Genomic DNA, 16868 nt, shown 5'->3' on the forward strand with positions numbered 1-16868 from the left:
GAGGGCTCTCTTTGTAGTATCAGAAAAGCCAAAGATTACTGTGAGGTAAATTTCTTAGCATTAATTCTTCTTTCGTTCTCGTTCAGGTAAATCTTGCGTAAACGAATGCTTTGCGGGGTTACCTCAATGTATTCATCAGCTTGGATGTACTCCATAGATTCCTCTAACGAGAATTTAATAGCAGGTGCGATACGCACGTTGGTATCGCTACCAGATGCACGCATGTTGGTTAACTGCTTACCTTTGGTTAAGTTAATAACCAAATCATTATCGCGGATGTGCTCGCCTAAAACCTGGCCTTCATAAACATCAACTCCCGGATCGATGTGGAAACGACCACGATCCTGTAGTTTATCAATAGCAAAAGCAGTGGTTTTACCCGTATCCATAGATACCAATACACCATTTAAACGACCAGGGATAACACCTTTCCAAGGCTCGTATGCTTTAAAGCGGTGGGCCATAATAGCCTCACCACCTGTTGCGGTTAATACGTTGTTACGTAAACCGATGATACCACGTGCAGGTATATCAAACTCTAAGTGTTGTAAGTCGCCTTTAGGCTCCATTACCAACAGGTCGCCTTTGCGCTGTGTTACCAGCTCAATTACTTTACCTGCAACTTCGCCTGGTACATCAACTATTAAGGTTTCAACCGGCTCACATTTAACACCATCAATTTCTTTTACAATAACCTGTGGCTGGCCTACCTGTAACTCGTATCCTTCGCGACGCATGGTCTCGATCAATACAGATAAATGGAGGATACCGCGGCCGTATACTAAGTATGAATCCGGAGATTCTGTCTCAACAACTTTAAGCGCAAGGTTTTTCTCCATCTCTTTGTATAAACGGTCACGTAAGTGGCGCGATGTTACAAATTTACCCTCTTTACCAAAAAATGGTGAAGTGTTGATGGTGAATAACATGTTCATAGTAGGCTCGTCAATATGGATAACTTCCAATTGCTCTGGTTTTTCGAAATCGGCAATGGTATCGCCAATGTCAAAACCTTCTATACCTACAACAGCACAAATATCGCCCGAACTAACAGACGTAGCCTTAACTTTACCCAAACCTTCAAAAGTGTAAAGTTCTTTTATGCGTGATTTTTGGATAGTACCGTCGCGTTTTACCAACGAAACCGGCATGTTCTCTTTTATAGTACCACGTGCAACACGGCCAATAGCAATACGGCCTACGAAAGATGAGTAATCTAACGAAGTGATCTGCATTTGCAAAGTACCTTCTTCTATAGGTGCAGGTGGGATATTAGCTAATATAGCATCCATCAACGGGAAAATATCCTCGGTAGGTTGTTTCCAGTCGGTGCTCATCCAGCCTTGTTTTGATGAACCGTAGATAACCGGGAAATCCAGTTGGTCTTCGGTAGCTTCAAGGTTAAAGAATAATTCAAAAATTTGTTCGTAAACTTCTTCGGGGCGGCAGTTCTCTTTATCTACCTTGTTTACAACCACAATTGGTTTTAAGCCTAAAGCCAAAGCCTTTTGGGTTACGAAACGAGTTTGAGGCATCGCACCTTCAAACGCGTCACAAAGTAAAAGAACCCCATCAGCCATTTTCAATACACGCTCTACCTCACCGCCAAAATCGGCGTGACCAGGTGTATCAATAATGTTGATCTTAACATCTTTATACATTACCGAAACGTTTTTTGACACGATGGTAATACCACGCTCACGTTCCAGGTCATTGTTATCCAAGATTAATTCACCAGTCTCCTGCCCATCACGGAAGATAGCGCAAGCGTGTAAAATTTTGTCAACCAAAGTGGTTTTACCGTGGTCAACGTGTGCGATAATCGCGATATTTCTTATTTTTTGCATGTACTGCGGCCTCTAAATTTTGCGCAAAGATACGGTTTAGAAATGGCATTTGAAAGGCTACGAAGCATTTTACAATTATCTGATTATTACATAATTGTTGCTTATCATGGGGGAGCGATGTAATTGTGTGCTGCCTTTCTGAAAAGAGACGCGAAGTATCGCGTCTTGTGCTATTATCTTACTTCCCAAACGCCCACTGCAAAAACTTAGGCATGGCTTTGCCCCAGGTTTCGGTATCGTGGGTTCCGCCTAAAACCTCCAAATACTGGATATCGGCGGGGCGTTCGTAACCTTTGGCAAGCAGTTCTTTGATCACATCGATGGTATCGTCGATAGAATCGATGATACCATTCTTGTTACGGTCGGCGGTTTCATCTTTAGTGCCTGTTTGCAGCCAAAATTTTAGTTCGGGTTTGCCGATGGTGCTTTTCAGCATGCTGTGCATCAGGCGGTCGTCATCAGTGTACCCTTTAATCAGGTCTTTACTCCTCCACCAAAACGAGGCCGAGAACGCGCCAACTTTATCAAACAGTTCCGGGTTGTTCCAGGCAATGTCCATAGCGGTTAAACCACCAAGCGAAAATCCCGCGAAAGCGGTAGTTTCAAAATGATCCATACCGGTATGGTCCGTAATAAAGGGCAGTAATTCTGTTTTGATGAATTGAGTGTACAGATCAGCCTTGGCACCACGCTTTTTAAAGTCGGGTTTGCCGGCAATACCATACTCCTGTATGCGGTCTTCGCCCGCATGAATGGCCACGGTAAGCAGTGGATTTATGCAGTTGCGTTCATATAGGTTCTCCAGGGTATCCACCATTTTCAGGTTTTCCAGTTCCTGTCCGTCGTTCAATAATAGTAAGTTAAGGGGTTCTGCAACAGCGCCATCTTCGGGCATTAGTAGAGTGCAGATAACATCGCGTTCAAGTATGGTTGAGGTTATGGTAAGTTCCTGCAGGGCTATCTTCATTTCAAAATCTGTACTGTAGTACATAGTAGTAAAAAATTATTAAGGGGGCAAAAATACCGTTATAGTTTTTAAAAACTACCTAAAACATAATTATTTGGCACGTTGTTGACATTTATACACAATCCTGCTATCTTACCATCTTAAAACCAACATTTTGACTGAACAATATCATCGCTGGCATTCCCAAAATTTAAACCTCGACCTTGAAATGCTGGTATTTGGCGACCGTGGTTTCCCGGTTATCCTTTTCCCAACTACCAAAGGCCGCTACCATCAAAATAAAGATTTTGGTTTGATTGACAGCGTGAAATGGTTTGTGGAAGAAGGCCTGGTGAAAATCTATTGCCCCGATACTATTGACGACCTTAGCTGGTATGATAAAGGCATTAACCCTGCCGACCGCGCCCGCAACTACGCTTGGTATGACAAGATGCTTGTTGAAGAGCTTGCCCCCTGGGCCATGCACGAAACCGGCGTGAGAAAAGTAGCCGTTGCAGGCTGCAGCTTTGGCGGCTACCATGCGGCAAATTTCGCTTTTAAACACCCTGAGATGGTGGCGCACCTGTTTACAATGGGTGGCGCGTTTGATATAAAAATGTTTACCGACGGCTTTTATAACGACGATATATTTTACAATAACCCGGTAGATTTTTTACCCGATAGCAATAAGCCCGACCTTTGGAATATGAACATTATCCTCGGCACGTCTGATCACGATATGTGTAAGGATTATAACATCACCATGTCAAACATATTGAATGCAAAAAACATAAACCACTGGCTGGATATACGTCCCTTTGCTAACCACGACTGGCCGATATGGAAGGAGATGTTCCCGCATTATTTATCAACTATTAAATAAAAGATTAGAGGCTGGAGGTTAGAGATTAGCAGTAATTCTTAAATAGAATTTATTATTATGATTTTTCTTTTAAGATTGGAATTTCCATTTTAGAATTTAGAAGTTAGAGTTTAGAATTTAAAACATACCATCACACCATGAAAAAAATAGGTATCTTATTCGGGCAGGAAAATTCATTCCCGCAGGCATTTGTAGACAGGATAAACGAAAAGGCTGAAAAAAACATATCTGCCGAATTTGTACGTATTGATAAAATGATGCAGGGCGAGGCATTGGGTTACTCAGTAATTGTGGATCGCATCTCTCAGGATGTACCATTTTACCGTGCATCGCTAAAAAACGCGGCCATCACGGGCACCGCAGTTATTAACAACCCTTTTTGGTGGAGTGCCGATGAGAAATTTTTTAACAATGCCTTAGCGGTTAAGCTGGGTATCCCTGTACCAAAAACAGCATTGCTTCCCTCAAAAGACCACCCGGATAGCACTACCGACCGCTCGTTCCGTAACCTGGCGTTCCCATTGAATTGGGACGCGATATTTGATTATGTAGGTTTCCCGGCATACATGAAACCGTTTGACGGCGGTGGCTGGCGCGATGTTTACAAAATCAGCGACAAGGACGATCTTTGGGAGAAATTTGCCGAAACCAAGCAATTAGTAATGCTATTGCAGGAAGAAATTATTTTTGATGATTACTTCCGTTGCTATTGTATTGGCGGCAAACACGTGCGCATTATGCAATACGAGCCACACAACCCGCACCACCTGCGTTACCAACATGGTAAAGCCCCGGCATCTAAAAAAATGCTGGATACCATCACCAAATACGTGTTGCAACTAAATCAATATCTGGGTTACGATTTCAACACCGTAGAGTTTGCTGTGCGCGACGGGATCCCTTATGCTATCGATTTCTGTAACCCTGCCCCCGATGCCGAAGTAACCAGCGTTGGCCAGGACAATTTTGAGTGGGTTGTAGAAACCGCTGCATCTTACGCAATAGAACGCGCAAAAGCACAAAAAGACAACAAGGACAATCTTACCTGGGGCGAATATGTACGCACGGGTGTAAACGGCAAACCATTGGTAGCAACAGCAAAAACAGCTAAAGCCAATGTAAGTACAGCCAAAGTTAACCACGCCATTGCCGACGAAGCAAAACCAAAGAAGAAAGCAGCCGCGCCGAAGAAGGTGGCTAAGAAATAAAACCCATCGCTATTAAAATACAAGTCATATTGAACTTGTTTCAGCACCTCACAATAAGAGTAGCCACTTTGCAAGTGAGATCCCGAAATAAATTCGGGATGACAAATAGATAAGTACCAATAACTCCTAACCAATTATGAACGAGTTCACCTTAGGTGTTGAAGAAGAGTTTATGGTGATTGACCCCGTAACCAGGGAATTAAAATCGCATGAGCAAAAAATTGTGGATAGCGCGCAAAAGATCCACGAAGACCAGGTAAAGGCCGAAATGCACCAGGCCGTTGTGGAGGTGGGTACCCACATTTGCCGCAATACCGAAGAAGCGCGTAAAGAAGTCGGCAAGCTGCGTACAACCGTAGCCCAACTGGCAGGTGATATTGGCCTGCGCATTGGCGCTGCCGGCACGCACCCGTTTTCGCACTGGCAACACCAACTGATAACGGACCATCCGAGATATTTTGAGATCGTAGACGAATTGCAGGAAGCCGCGCGATCAAACCTTATTTTCGGGCTGCATGTGCACGTAGGCATCCAGAATAGGGATATGGCGATCCATATTGCCAACCAAGCCAGGTATTTTTTGCCGCACGTTTACGCGCTATCAACCAACTCTCCTTTTTGGGAAGGCAGGAACACGGGTTATAAATCGTTCCGCACCAAGGTATTCGATAAATTCCCAAGGACGGGCATCCCCGATTATTTTGACAGCATTGAAGATTATGACAGGTATATCAGGCTGTTGGTAAAAACCAATTGTATCGATAACGCCAAAAAGATCTGGTGGGATCTGCGGGTACACCCCTTCTTTGAAACTATCGAGTTCCGCGTGTGCGATTGCCCGATGCTGATAGATGAGACAATGACCTTTGTAGCACTGTTCCAATGTATCTGTGCCAAATTGTACAAGTTGCGATTGAGCAACATGAAGTTTATCACCTATAACCGGGCTTTGATCAACGAGAACAAATGGCGCGCCGCCCGTTATGGCATTGACGGTAAAATGATAGATTTTGGCAAGGAGCTTGAGGTAAATACCCGTGCACTGATTCTGGAACTATTGGACTTCATAGATGATGTAGTTGATGACCTTGGCTGCCGCGACGACCTGCAATACGTGCACAAAATATTAGAGAACGGTACAGGTGCAGATAAGCAATTGGCTATTTACAACCAAAACAATAACTTTGCAGATGTGGTGGACTACATTACATCGCAAACTTTAAAAGGAATATAGGCCCCCTCTAAATCTCCCCCGGTAGGGGAGACTTAAGATTATGGGCAAATTAATAACTAAAAAATAAAAGTCTTCCCTGCCGGGGAGGATGTAGGAGGGGCTAATGAACACAGATAAACCGGAAGTGAGAGTAGCCATATTAGACCTTTATGAAGGTGTGGCCAACGAAGGGATGCGTGGTTTCCGGGATATACTGGAGCGTTACAAGGTGCAGCACAACCTTGATTTAACCTACCAAATTTTTGATGTGCGCCTAAAAGGTCAGGTACCCGATACCAGCTTTGATGTTTACATTTCAAGCGGCGGGCCGGGCAGTCCGCTGAATAGTGAAGGTACAGAATGGGAAAAGAAATACTTCCGACTGATAGATAAACTGGAAGCACATAACAAGCAGGAAGGCACACAGAAAAAACACGTATTTTTCGTTTGCCACTCGTTCCAGTTAATGTGCCGCAGGTATAATTTGGGCGATATCGCGTTAAGGCGCTCGCCATCATTTGGTGTGCTACCGGTACATTTAACCGAAGCAGGCCGTAACGAGCAAGTTTTTGAAGGACTTAGTGATCCGTTCTACACGGTAGATTCGCGCAGCTGGCAGGTCATAAAACCGGATATGGACCGTATTGAAAAGTTGGGCATGAAGATACTGGCGTTAGAAAAAGAGCGCCCGCATGTTAAGCTTCCGCAGGCATTAATGGCTATCCGTTTTAACGAATACTTTTTCGCAACCCAGTTTCACCCCGAGGCAGATGCCCACGGTATGAGTGTGATGTTGCAACGCGAGGATAAGAAAGATGAAGTGATTAACGAGCATGGAGAAGCCAAGTATAAAGAAATGCTGGAGCGACTAGAAGATCCCGACAAGATAGTACACACCCAAAAAACCATCATCCCTAATTTTTTGGATGAAGCGATATTGAGTTTTTGTCATGCTGAACGATAGTGAAGCATCTATTGTACGCCAAGTAACGAACCTGATATAGGAAACAACACAATTATTACACATATATCCTAATTAATTACAACAAAACGGTATTGCACACCTGCGATACTAATGATATTAAGAAGCGCCTTTATGAACATTATTCCGGCCTCAACCAAGAAAGTAGCTTTACATCAAAATACAAATGCTTCTATTTAGTTTGGTAGGAGCGACATCAACATGTTAATCATGCTATCGAGCGCGAAAAAGAAATTAAGGGTTGGACAAGAGCAAAAAAAATAAATTTATTAGAACAAGAAAACCCGAGTTGGACTTTTTTAAATAATGACATTATGGAATGGCTGCTAATAAACCCGCACACTGAGCAGGGTGTTACATTAGTTGGCAAATAGATTCTTCGCTATCGCACAGGATGACAATAGGAAAAAAACATCACTATGAACCCATCAGCCAGAGAAACATTCAACCAAAACTTCAGTGAAGAAGAGTATGCTGATTTTTTGGTGGACCTTAACGCCGGGCTTAAAAAACCGATAAAGTTTCGCATTGCAGAAACCCCTGTTTTTTTAACGGATGATTTTAGGGACAAGCTTTTGCAGGCTGGTGAAGAAATAGTGGCAACCATCCTAAAACCAGATTTTAAGGAACTGAGCGAACGTGCCATCCCCGAAAAGTGGCGGGTAGCAAACGAGAACGGCCACTCACATTTCATCGCTTTGGATTTTGGCGTTTGTAAGGATGATGCGGGTAACATCGTACCAAAACTAATAGAGATGCAGGGCTTCCCATCGCTATATGGGTTTCAGTTGCATTTGGCAGAAAATTATCGGCATGCATTTAACATCCCCGGTAACCAAACCATCTTTTTTAACGGCTTAAGTAAAAGCAGTTACCTGGAGCTACTTCGTAAAACCATCATAGGCCCTTACGAGCCGGATGAAGTGGTGCTAATGGATATTGATGCCCCAAACCAAAAAACCGCGGTCGATTTTTATATCACCGAAGGCTACATCGGCACGCCGGTAGTTTCCCTTGCCGATCTGATCCAGGAGGGCAACCAGCTATTTTACAAAATCGCATCCGGCGAAAAGAAACGCATCCGCAGAATTTATAACCGTTTGATCTTCGACGAGATAGAAAGCAAGCCGAACATCTTCAATAAAGCGGTTGATATTCGCCAGCCGCTTGATGTGGAATGGATAGCCCACCCCAACTGGTTCTATCGTATCAGTAAGTTCACGATGCCTTTTTTGGAGGGCGAGTATATCCCAAAAACACAGTTTTTGCACGAGGTGAAGCAGATACCTCAAAATTTGCAAAACTACGTTTTAAAACCACTTTTCAGCTTTGCAGGGCAGGGGGTCATTATCGATATCAAAGATGGCGATATCGATAAAATAAAAGACCCCAAAAACTGGATCCTGCAGGAAAAAGTGATCTATGAACCTGTACTGCAATCGCCAGACGGTGGGGTGAAGATAGAGATCCGCCTGCTATATTTATGGCCCGATGGTGATGCTAAACCTACGCTTGCCATAAACCTTGCAAGGCTTAGCCGCGGTAAAATGATAGGTGTTAGGTACAATAAAGATTTCGACTGGGTAGGCGCCACAGTGGCCTTTATGCACAAATAAACTTTACACTAGATTTGCAATCTATACGTTTATAAATTATTAATTTTGTAACATGAACATACAGGCAATTATTATCGTTGTATTATTTATTGCAGCAGTTTTTTACGTTTGCCGTTTACTTTATAAAAGCTTGTTCTCTAAAAAAAGCTGCGGCAGCAATTGCAAATGCGGGGTTGATTTTTCGGGCGTTGACGCCGTTAAACAAACTAAATAATTTCGTTGTTATTATTGTTACCTTGTCGCTAAATCTCACAGTTTTAAATCCCCTTCATGTCTTCTAATAAGCAGATATTTCAGGCCGATAATCCCGGCAGGTGGAACCGTTTTAAATGGCTTAGCCGTGTTTTGATAATAGTTTTTGTTACTGGCGTTGCAGCAGCTGTTATTACCGTTACCTCAACCGAATACCCCGTTCTTCCTAATCTTGATCCCGCTCCTAAAAAGATCTCTAAAGAGGAAATGGACGCGCTAAAGAAATCAAAAAAATACAAAGATTTTAAGATAGAAAAAGCAGAGATCGAGGCACTTGCCAAAGCCAGGCGCTTACACCAGCTAAAGCACCCCAATAACGATAACCGTATAAATGCCGGCTTTTACAAAGCATGGGAGGCGCAGGCATATAACTCATTGGTTGACCATATGCCCCGGCTGGACATGGTTGTTACCGAGGGTTTCTTGTTCTCGCCAAATGCCGATACCATTAAAGTTAATATAGATACCGGGCTTATCAACCTCAACAAAAAATACAAAAAGCAAATACTGGTTACCTTATCTAATTATGTTAACTATGATAACGTACGTGGTGGGTACGATAGTAAAGATGTAGAACGCATCTTCAAAAATAAAAAGCTGCGTACTGTTTTTATTAACAGCATGGTAACCAAGTTGCAGTTTTACAAGTTCAACGGTGTTAACGTTGATATTGACGATATTAAAAATCGCAATTCAAAAGAGTACATCGCTTTTCAAAACGATTTGTACCGAATTTTTAAAGCCAACAACCTGCTGGTTACTCAAAACGTTATCCCCAACGATGATGAGTACGACCTGAAGCGCCTACAGCATGTAAACGACTTTCTGTTTGTGATGGCTATAGACCAGCATTACGATGGCAGCAATGCCGGAGATATATCTAACCAGCATTGGGTTGAAGAAATTTTGGACCAGGTATGTACAACCATCCCAAGCGAAAAGGTTATCCTAACGGTTGCGGGTGGTGGTTTCGACTGGCCCGAAAATAGCATAGGCTCACCTGTAGGCTATCCTGGCGCTATTAGTACTGCCCAGCAAAAAAAGAGCATCATAACCTATGATCCGCTATCGGCCAACCTGCACTACAATTACCTGGGTACCGACGGGCTCAACCATATTGTATACTTTACGGACGCGGCTACCAACTTTAACATCATCCGCATGGCAGATGATTGGGCTACGGGCGGTGTTGCCCTTTGGCGATTAGGTGCCGAAGACCCGCGCCTGTGGACATTCTTCCAAAAAAACCTTTCTATTGATTCTTTGAGAAAAACCGGGGTTGATATTAAACGTTTAACTACCGTTGGTTTAAATAATAAAATAGATTACGCGGGCGAAGGCGGCGAGGTTTTAGACCTTGTCACCGTGCCAAAAACAGGCAAAATTGATGTAAGCCTCGATACGGCCAGCTATACTATCACCAATCAAAAATACATCGAGCTACCCACCAAATATGTTATACGCAGGTACGGCTACAAACCCGGTAAAGTAGTTTTAACATTTGATGACGGGCCCGATCCTGATTTTACCCCGCGAATTTTAGATATCCTGAAAAAAGAAAAAGTACCCGCATCGTTCTTTGTGGTTGGGTCGATGGTGGAAAAGAACATTCCGCTTCTGAAGCGTATTTATGATGAAGGCTACGAAATTGGTAACCACACCTATTTACACCCCGATATTTCCACCATCAGCTTAGAGCGGGTAAATCTGGAGCTGAACGCAACCCGTAAACTGATAGAATCGGTTACCGGTCGCAGCACTATACTCTTCCGCCCGCCATTTAACGCCGATGCAGAGCCACAAACCCTTGCCGAGGTTATCCCCGTGGCAGAAAGCCGCAGGCAAAGCTATATTACCATAGGCGAATCTATCGACCCATGGGACTGGCAGCCGGGCGTAACTGCCGATAGTATTGTGGCACGCACCATTCGCCAAAGAGGCAATGGCAGTATGATATTGCTGCACGATGCCGGCGGCGATACCCGCGAGGAAACGGTTAAGGCCCTACCCGAGATAATCCATTACTTTAAAAAGAACGGCTACGAGTTTACTACCATTGCCGACATACTTGGTAAAAGTAAAGACGACCTGATGCCAATGCCTACCAGCGATGACAAAACCTTTTGGGGTCGCTTTTATGATGTAGTGGTAGTGGGCTTTTTCATCGGTAACCGGTTTATATTTTACTTGTTCCTATCGGCTATATTTTTGGCGATGGGGCGTATTATATTGATAGGTATCCTGGCGTCAAGGCAGTTTGCCATGAATAAAAAAATAGAGCAGGCGCCGCACACGCAGCCGCCGGTAAGTATCATCGTTCCTGCCTACAACGAAGAGATAACGGCCATTCGTACTATTGATAGCTTGCTAAAGACAGAGTATCCCAATTTTAACATTATTTTTGTGGATGATGGGTCGAAAGACAAAACCTACCAGATGGTGGCTGAGGCTTATGCGAATAACCCATTAGTAAAGGTGTTTACCAAGCCAAACGGCGGTAAGGCATCCGCACTAAACTATGGCATTACCCACGCGGAGCACGACTACGTGGTTTGTATTGATGCCGATACACAGCTAAAAACCGACGCGATTTTCCACCTGATGGCCTATTTTACCGATGAGGAAATTGGTGCTGTTGCAGGTACTGTTAAAGTAGGTAACGAAACCAATATCATCACCAAATGGCAGTCGATAGAGTACATAACCGCCCAAAACATGGATCGCCGTGCTTTTGATATTATCAATAGTATAACGGTAGTGCCGGGTGCTATCGGGGCGTTCCGCAAGTCGGCGATATTTAGGGCAGGAGGCTTTACTTACGATACCTTGGCTGAGGATTGTGACTTAACCATGCGTATTTTGAAACAGGGCTATGTGATAAAAAACTGTGCCGAGGCCGTTGCTTATACCGAGGCACCTGAGACGTTGAACATGCTGATGAAACAGCGTTTCCGCTGGAGTTTTGGGGTGATCCAAAGTTTTTGGAAAAACCGAGACGCGCTGTTTAACAAAAAGTACAGTTACTTTGGTATGGTGGGGATGCCAAATATCCTCATCTTCCAAATCATACTACCGCTGTTTTCGCCCCTGGCGGATCTTATCATGATTTTTGGGCTGTTTGGTAGCCATCCGGAGAAAATGTTAGTGTTTTATGTAGCGTTTTTATTGGTCGATTTCCTGGTGGGCGTAGTAGCCTTCCGCATGGAGAAAGAGAAATACTACAAGCTGGTTTACCTTATACCACAACGTTTCATCTGGCGCCAACTGATGTATTACATATTGTTTAAATCCATTCGTAAAGCGCTAAAAGGCGAGCTAAACACCTGGGGCGTACTAAAGCGTACTGGTAATGTTAAGATGAAGAAGAGCGAATTGCAGGGGGATGAGCCGCCTGAGAAATAATGTTCAAATAAGCAGATACCTGGATGTGCAGATAAAATCATTTGCACATTTGCATATCTCCACATCTGCACGTTAACTAACCTTTTCTATCAAACAAACCGCGTAAGCTACAACGCCTTCTTCGCGGCCTATAAAGCCAAGTTGCTCGTTGGTGGTGGCTTTAATGGAAATGTCTTCAATATCGATGCCTGCGGCTTTAGCTATGTTGGCCTGCATGGCGGGTATATGCGGATTAATCTTTGGCGCTTCCAGGCAAACCATGGCATCTATGTTGCTTATTTGCCAGTTCTTTTCAGCAAGCAGCGCAACCACGTGTTGTAGTAATACCAGGCTGCTGATGCCTTTCCAGCGGTCGTCCATATTAGAGAAATGAAAACCAATATCGCGCAGGTTGGCTGCACCTAAAAGGGCATCGCAAATAGCGTGCAGCATTACATCGGCATCAGAGTGGCCAAACGCGCCGCTGGTATGTTCGAGGTTTACGCCACCCAAAACAAATGGATGGTTTTGCTTTAGCTGATGTACATCAAACCCAAAGCCTACTTTAATTTTAGCCATTATTTTTTTGAAGCATTTTTAACCCCGCCAAAGCTTGCTGATAGGGTAAAACGGAGTGTATTAGCCAACGGGCTGTTTTGCTGGGAAGCTATCAGGTACGAGAAATCGAACTTATAATCCTTATACTTTAAGCCAAAGCCGGTAGTAGCATAATGCCTGCCGCCTTTATCCGGGTTCTCATAAAAGTACCCGGCGCGTATTGCGAAAAGATCGTTATACATATATTCCACCCCCGGCGAAAAGCTAAGTTCTTTTAACTCCTCGCTAAAGCCACCCGGTGCATCACCAAACGACCGGAAGATCCCTGCAGGTACGGATACGTTATCGTCGCTGCCACTAATGATGTTTCCGCTTGCATCACGTAAGGGTGGTGTTGGCACTAATAATTTGTTTACATCGAAAGCAACGGTAAACTTGCTTAACTCATCAAGCTGCCAGGTATTGGCAACACCCAGCTTTAAGTTGGCCGGTAAAAAGTAGCTTGGCCCGGTGCTGGTGTAACTTATCTTATTACCAATATTGGAGATGTTGGCGCCAAACGCAAAGTTTGAGCCGTTGCCGTAAGGCTTATTGTAATACATAGATACCCCTGCCGATACCGCGTTACCCGCTTTGTTCTGCTGGCCTGACCCGGTCACGAATGAGCCATTGCTAAAGTTTGAGTAGATATAACGCATTGTTAAACCTAACGAAAGGTTTGCACCAAACTTACGCGCGAATGATGCATCAATAGAAAACTCGCTTGGTTTGTAAACACCCTGCTCGGTTTGATTGGCATCTATCAGCTGGATAGAACCCAGGTTAAAATAACGTAACGATGCGCCAAAGGTATTACGGTCGTCAATTTTATGCGCATAAGCCAAGTAAGCCAAATTAACATCGGGTACCAAATGCCTAAGCCAGGGGCTGTATGATAATGATATATCGTTATCGTTCTCCAGGAACGCCAGTTTTGCCGGGTTCCAGTAATTAGCGTTAACATCGGGAGAGATGGCTACACCCGCGTCGCCCATTGCACCCGAGCGCGAATCTGGCGAGATATTTAAAAATGGCACCGCCGTTGGTATGGCATTGGTACTGCTACCACTTGTAGTAGTTGTACTTTGCGCCACTGCAAAAGCAGGCAAGGCAAGTAAAATATATACCGTAAGGTTTTTAGCACTCAAAAACTTCATTAGGCGCAATTTAGTTTTATTATTTAAAAATAATAAAAATTACCACGGTTATTATCCATATTAAATATTCGGGCAGTCGCAATTAAACCGTAAGTAGCGTAAATTATTGTAACTCCGTTACTAATTTATACGTTTAAATAAGCCTGTAGGTTTATACTTATTGTAAACACATATAAATAACACAATTTTATAATTGATTTTTTTTAAATTTACCCCCAAATATATTTTGCAAAATATGAAAGTACTTACTAATACTGCTATAGTGATGTTGGGGTTAGTTGTTACGCTTAGCAGCTGTAGTAATAAAAAACAGCAATCGCAAAAGACGGGCCTAAGCTATAACGATCCTAAAAACGGCGGGTACTTAAGGTATCAGCAAAGCCACCCTGCCCCGGGGCCAGGCCTTGTACCTATAGAGGGTGGTACCTTTGTTTTTGGCGGTAGTGCCGACCAGGACGTTACCTACGAGTACAATAATGTGCGCCGCAGGGTAACCGTGCCTTCATTTTATATGGATGAGACTGAGGTTTCTAACCAGGACTGGCTGGATTACCTGCACTGGATAAACATTACATTCCCTAACGATAATGAGCTTTATTACAATGCCCTGCCGGATACACTGGTATGGCGTAAACCATTATCATACAATGAACCTTATGTAGATAACTACCTGCGCCACCCTGCATTCCAGGATTACCCGGTGGTAGGTGTTACCTGGGAACAGGCACAAGAATACTGTGTATGGCGTACCGACCGTACCAATGAAAACATTTTACGTGAGCGTGGTAACCTGGTAACCTGGAAAGACCAGGCTAAAGGTGGTGCTGCGGGTGCCAGTGCTGCAGGCCAACCATTCAATACTGATATTTATTTGAACGGACAGTACAAAGGCCAGGGAGTTGACGGTAAAAAAATGATTCGTGATCTTAACCCTAACGCACAGGCTGGTACCGGTAAAAACGCTGCCCGCAGGCCCGTTCGTTTAGAGGATGGTATCCTGAAACAAGGTTACCGCTTGCCATCGGAAGCTGAGTGGGAATACGCTGCTTTGGCACTTGCCGGTAATACACAGTTTGAAAACATTAACGATGGCCGCGTTTACCCATGGGATGGCCTTGGAGTACGTTCGCCAAACCGCAAAACACGTGGTTTAATTTTAGCCAACTTTAAACGTGGCTCGGGCGATAACGCCGGTGTTGGTGGTGGCCTAAATGATAAAGCTATTATTACCGCCCCTGTTCGTACTTATACACCAAACGATTTTGGTTTGTATAATATGGCAGGTAACGTAAACGAATGGGTTGCCGATACCTATCGCCAAACCTCGTTCGAAGAGGTTGACGACCTGAACCCCTTCCGTGGTAACGAGTTTAGTAATAAACGCCTTGCCAACCCAACAAAAGGCTTATACGCTAAAGACAAATACGGCCGCCCTATTAAAGACGCCGCAACTTCTAACAAAAAATTGAAGTACGCCGATATGATAGCACAGCAACAAGCACAGGTTGCAAAAAATGCTAATCCTACGGCAAATAGCGCTGCGCCGGGCGCAACAACTACAGCCGTAAAAGACCCTTTAGCAGGTAAAGCCTATACGCCGGATTACCGCGACTTTAATGATACCGTGAGTACTGCTTTATACGGTAATACCACTTTGGTTAACAATCACTCTAAAGTATACAAAGGTGGTTCGTGGAACGATATGGCCTACTGGTTAAACCCGGCAACACGCCGCTTTGCCGATCAGGAAAGCGCCAGTGCCGAAATTGGTTTCCGCTGCGCGATGACCATGGTTGGTGCACCGGAGATAAACACACAGGGTAAACCACACCTGCCGGTTAAAAAAGCTAAAAATTACAAAGCCAAGTAAAAACCGATCACAAACGTATTATTAAAGCCGCTCCTGAATAGGAAGCGGCTTTTTTTATGGCCAATTCATACTCGCCTTATCTTATCGCGTTATTGCAAGAAGCAATAGGACGTGAACAACCGACCGTTGGGGGCTCATTAATTTCATAAAAAATCATACCCATTAATAATCTTTGATAAGCTTGTCGCCTACTGGTCTATCTAAGGTTGCCACGCTATGCAATGACGCGTGGGGAATAAATTACGTAACCTGTTAATATTCAATTAAATGTTAACAAATAAATTACCGTACATTAACGTTTATAAAATAGTTAATCGCTTATTTTTATAGACCTATAAAACGGGTCAGCGAAAAATTCACTTAAAACATTTTTTATGACCTGGAGAAAATTTAGCGGTGAGGTTATCCAAACACCCATACTTGAAGAGGTTGAAGCTGCCATTGAACGGGAAACTGCCTTGGGTAATAAATTAAAAGTTTGTATTGGTACAGATTCGCAGGTGAAGGGAACGGTCACCGATTTTGCCACCGTAATTGTGTTTATCCGCGAGCAGCGCGGCGCGTTCATGTTCATTCACCAGGATCGCACCTCCCAAAAAATGACTATTAAAGAGCGGATGCTGCACGAAGTTCAGAAATCTATTGATATTGCCTACAAACTTTGCGACCTGCTTGACCTTTATGAGGTAGAACTTGAAGTACACGCCGACATTAACACCAACCCCATGTTTAAAAGCAACGCGGCCCTGCACGAGGCTATGGGTTATATCATGAGCATGGGCTTTGTGTTTAAAGCCAAGCCCGAAGCTTTTGCAAGTTCATGCTGTGCTAATAAAATGGTGCAGTAGTTGTTTAATGATTGGTTGATTTGAGATTGGTGAATAGGTTATCGCTGTTTTTATTTGTGATGGGCTTT

The 16868-nt window shown here is 43.8% G+C and carries 13 protein-coding genes and 1 pseudogene; 10 read left to right on the top strand and 4 right to left on the bottom strand.

From position 1 onward, the window contains the following. Positions 1–35: 35 nt before the first annotated feature. Both typA and NAF17_RS16775 read right to left on the bottom strand, forming a co-directional pair. Complete coding sequence (gene typA, locus NAF17_RS16770; protein WP_252759175.1) at positions 36–1847, bottom strand: translational GTPase TypA; 1812 nt, start codon at positions 1845–1847, stop codon at positions 36–38. Between the two features lie 178 nt (positions 1848–2025). Next, a complete protein-coding gene (locus NAF17_RS16775; RefSeq protein ID WP_252759176.1) occupies positions 2026–2838 on the bottom strand; it encodes an alpha/beta hydrolase in 813 nt (270 codons plus the stop codon). A gap of 130 nt (positions 2839–2968) precedes the next feature. On the opposite strand from NAF17_RS16775, the gene NAF17_RS16780 reads away from it, so the two are divergent. From NAF17_RS16780 to NAF17_RS16810, 8 genes and pseudogenes are all read left to right on the top strand, one after another. Beyond that, complete coding sequence (locus NAF17_RS16780; protein ID WP_252759177.1) at positions 2969–3676, top strand: alpha/beta fold hydrolase; 708 nt, start codon at positions 2969–2971, stop codon at positions 3674–3676. Between the two features lie 137 nt (positions 3677–3813). Continuing rightward, positions 3814–4884, top strand: coding sequence for an ATP-grasp domain-containing protein (locus NAF17_RS16785; protein ID WP_252759178.1), 1071 nt, complete (start codon positions 3814–3816; stop codon positions 4882–4884). Between the two features lie 136 nt (positions 4885–5020). Next, entirely contained in the window at positions 5021–6118 is a 1098-nt protein-coding gene (locus tag NAF17_RS16790; protein ID WP_252759179.1) for a carboxylate-amine ligase, read from the top strand. Between the two features lie 103 nt (positions 6119–6221). After that, entirely contained in the window at positions 6222–7061 is an 840-nt protein-coding gene (locus NAF17_RS16795; RefSeq protein WP_252759180.1) for a type 1 glutamine amidotransferase, read from the top strand. Between the two features lie 62 nt (positions 7062–7123). Then, a pseudogene (locus NAF17_RS18385) lies at positions 7124–7267 on the top strand (GIY-YIG nuclease family protein); the annotation flags it as partial. 231 nt (positions 7268–7498) lie between these two features. After that, positions 7499–8695 carry a hypothetical protein gene (locus NAF17_RS16800; protein WP_252759181.1) on the top strand — a complete coding sequence of 399 codons (1197 nt, stop codon included), beginning with the start codon at positions 7499–7501 and terminating at the stop codon, positions 8693–8695. A 52-nt stretch (positions 8696–8747) separates the two neighbouring features. Beyond that, positions 8748–8909 carry a FeoB-associated Cys-rich membrane protein gene (locus NAF17_RS16805; protein WP_252759182.1) on the top strand — a complete coding sequence of 54 codons (162 nt, stop codon included), beginning with the start codon at positions 8748–8750 and terminating at the stop codon, positions 8907–8909. Positions 8910–8965: 56 nt separating this feature from the next. Beyond that, positions 8966–12349 (top strand): trifunctional glycoside hydrolase family 18/polysaccharide deacetylase/glycosyltransferase family 2 protein, encoded by a 3384-nt coding sequence (locus NAF17_RS16810; protein ID WP_252759183.1) that lies wholly within the window; start codon positions 8966–8968, stop codon positions 12347–12349. Positions 12350–12421: 72 nt separating this feature from the next. On the opposite strand, the gene ispF is transcribed toward NAF17_RS16810, so the two are convergent. Then, a complete protein-coding gene (ispF, locus tag NAF17_RS16815) occupies positions 12422–12907 on the bottom strand; it encodes a 2-C-methyl-D-erythritol 2,4-cyclodiphosphate synthase (RefSeq protein WP_252759184.1) in 486 nt (161 codons plus the stop codon). Then, the gene (porV, locus tag NAF17_RS16820) at positions 12907–14082 is read right to left on the bottom strand and encodes a type IX secretion system outer membrane channel protein PorV (RefSeq protein ID WP_252759185.1); all 1176 of its coding nucleotides are present in this window, start codon (positions 14080–14082) and stop codon (positions 12907–12909) included. The genes ispF and porV overlap by 1 nt, the downstream gene beginning before the upstream one ends. A gap of 235 nt (positions 14083–14317) precedes the next feature. On the opposite strand from porV, the gene NAF17_RS16825 reads away from it, so the two are divergent. Together NAF17_RS16825 and NAF17_RS16830 are read left to right on the top strand one after the other, a co-directional pair. Continuing rightward, complete coding sequence (locus NAF17_RS16825) at positions 14318–15952, top strand: SUMF1/EgtB/PvdO family nonheme iron enzyme (protein ID WP_252759186.1); 1635 nt, start codon at positions 14318–14320, stop codon at positions 15950–15952. A gap of 374 nt (positions 15953–16326) precedes the next feature. Next, entirely contained in the window at positions 16327–16800 is a 474-nt protein-coding gene (locus NAF17_RS16830) for a ribonuclease H-like YkuK family protein (protein WP_252759187.1), read from the top strand. The last annotated feature ends 68 nt before the right edge of the window (positions 16801–16868 follow it).

This window comes from Mucilaginibacter aurantiaciroseus (assembly GCF_024055595.1).
GTDB classification, from domain to species: domain Bacteria; phylum Bacteroidota; class Bacteroidia; order Sphingobacteriales; family Sphingobacteriaceae; genus Mucilaginibacter; species Mucilaginibacter aurantiaciroseus.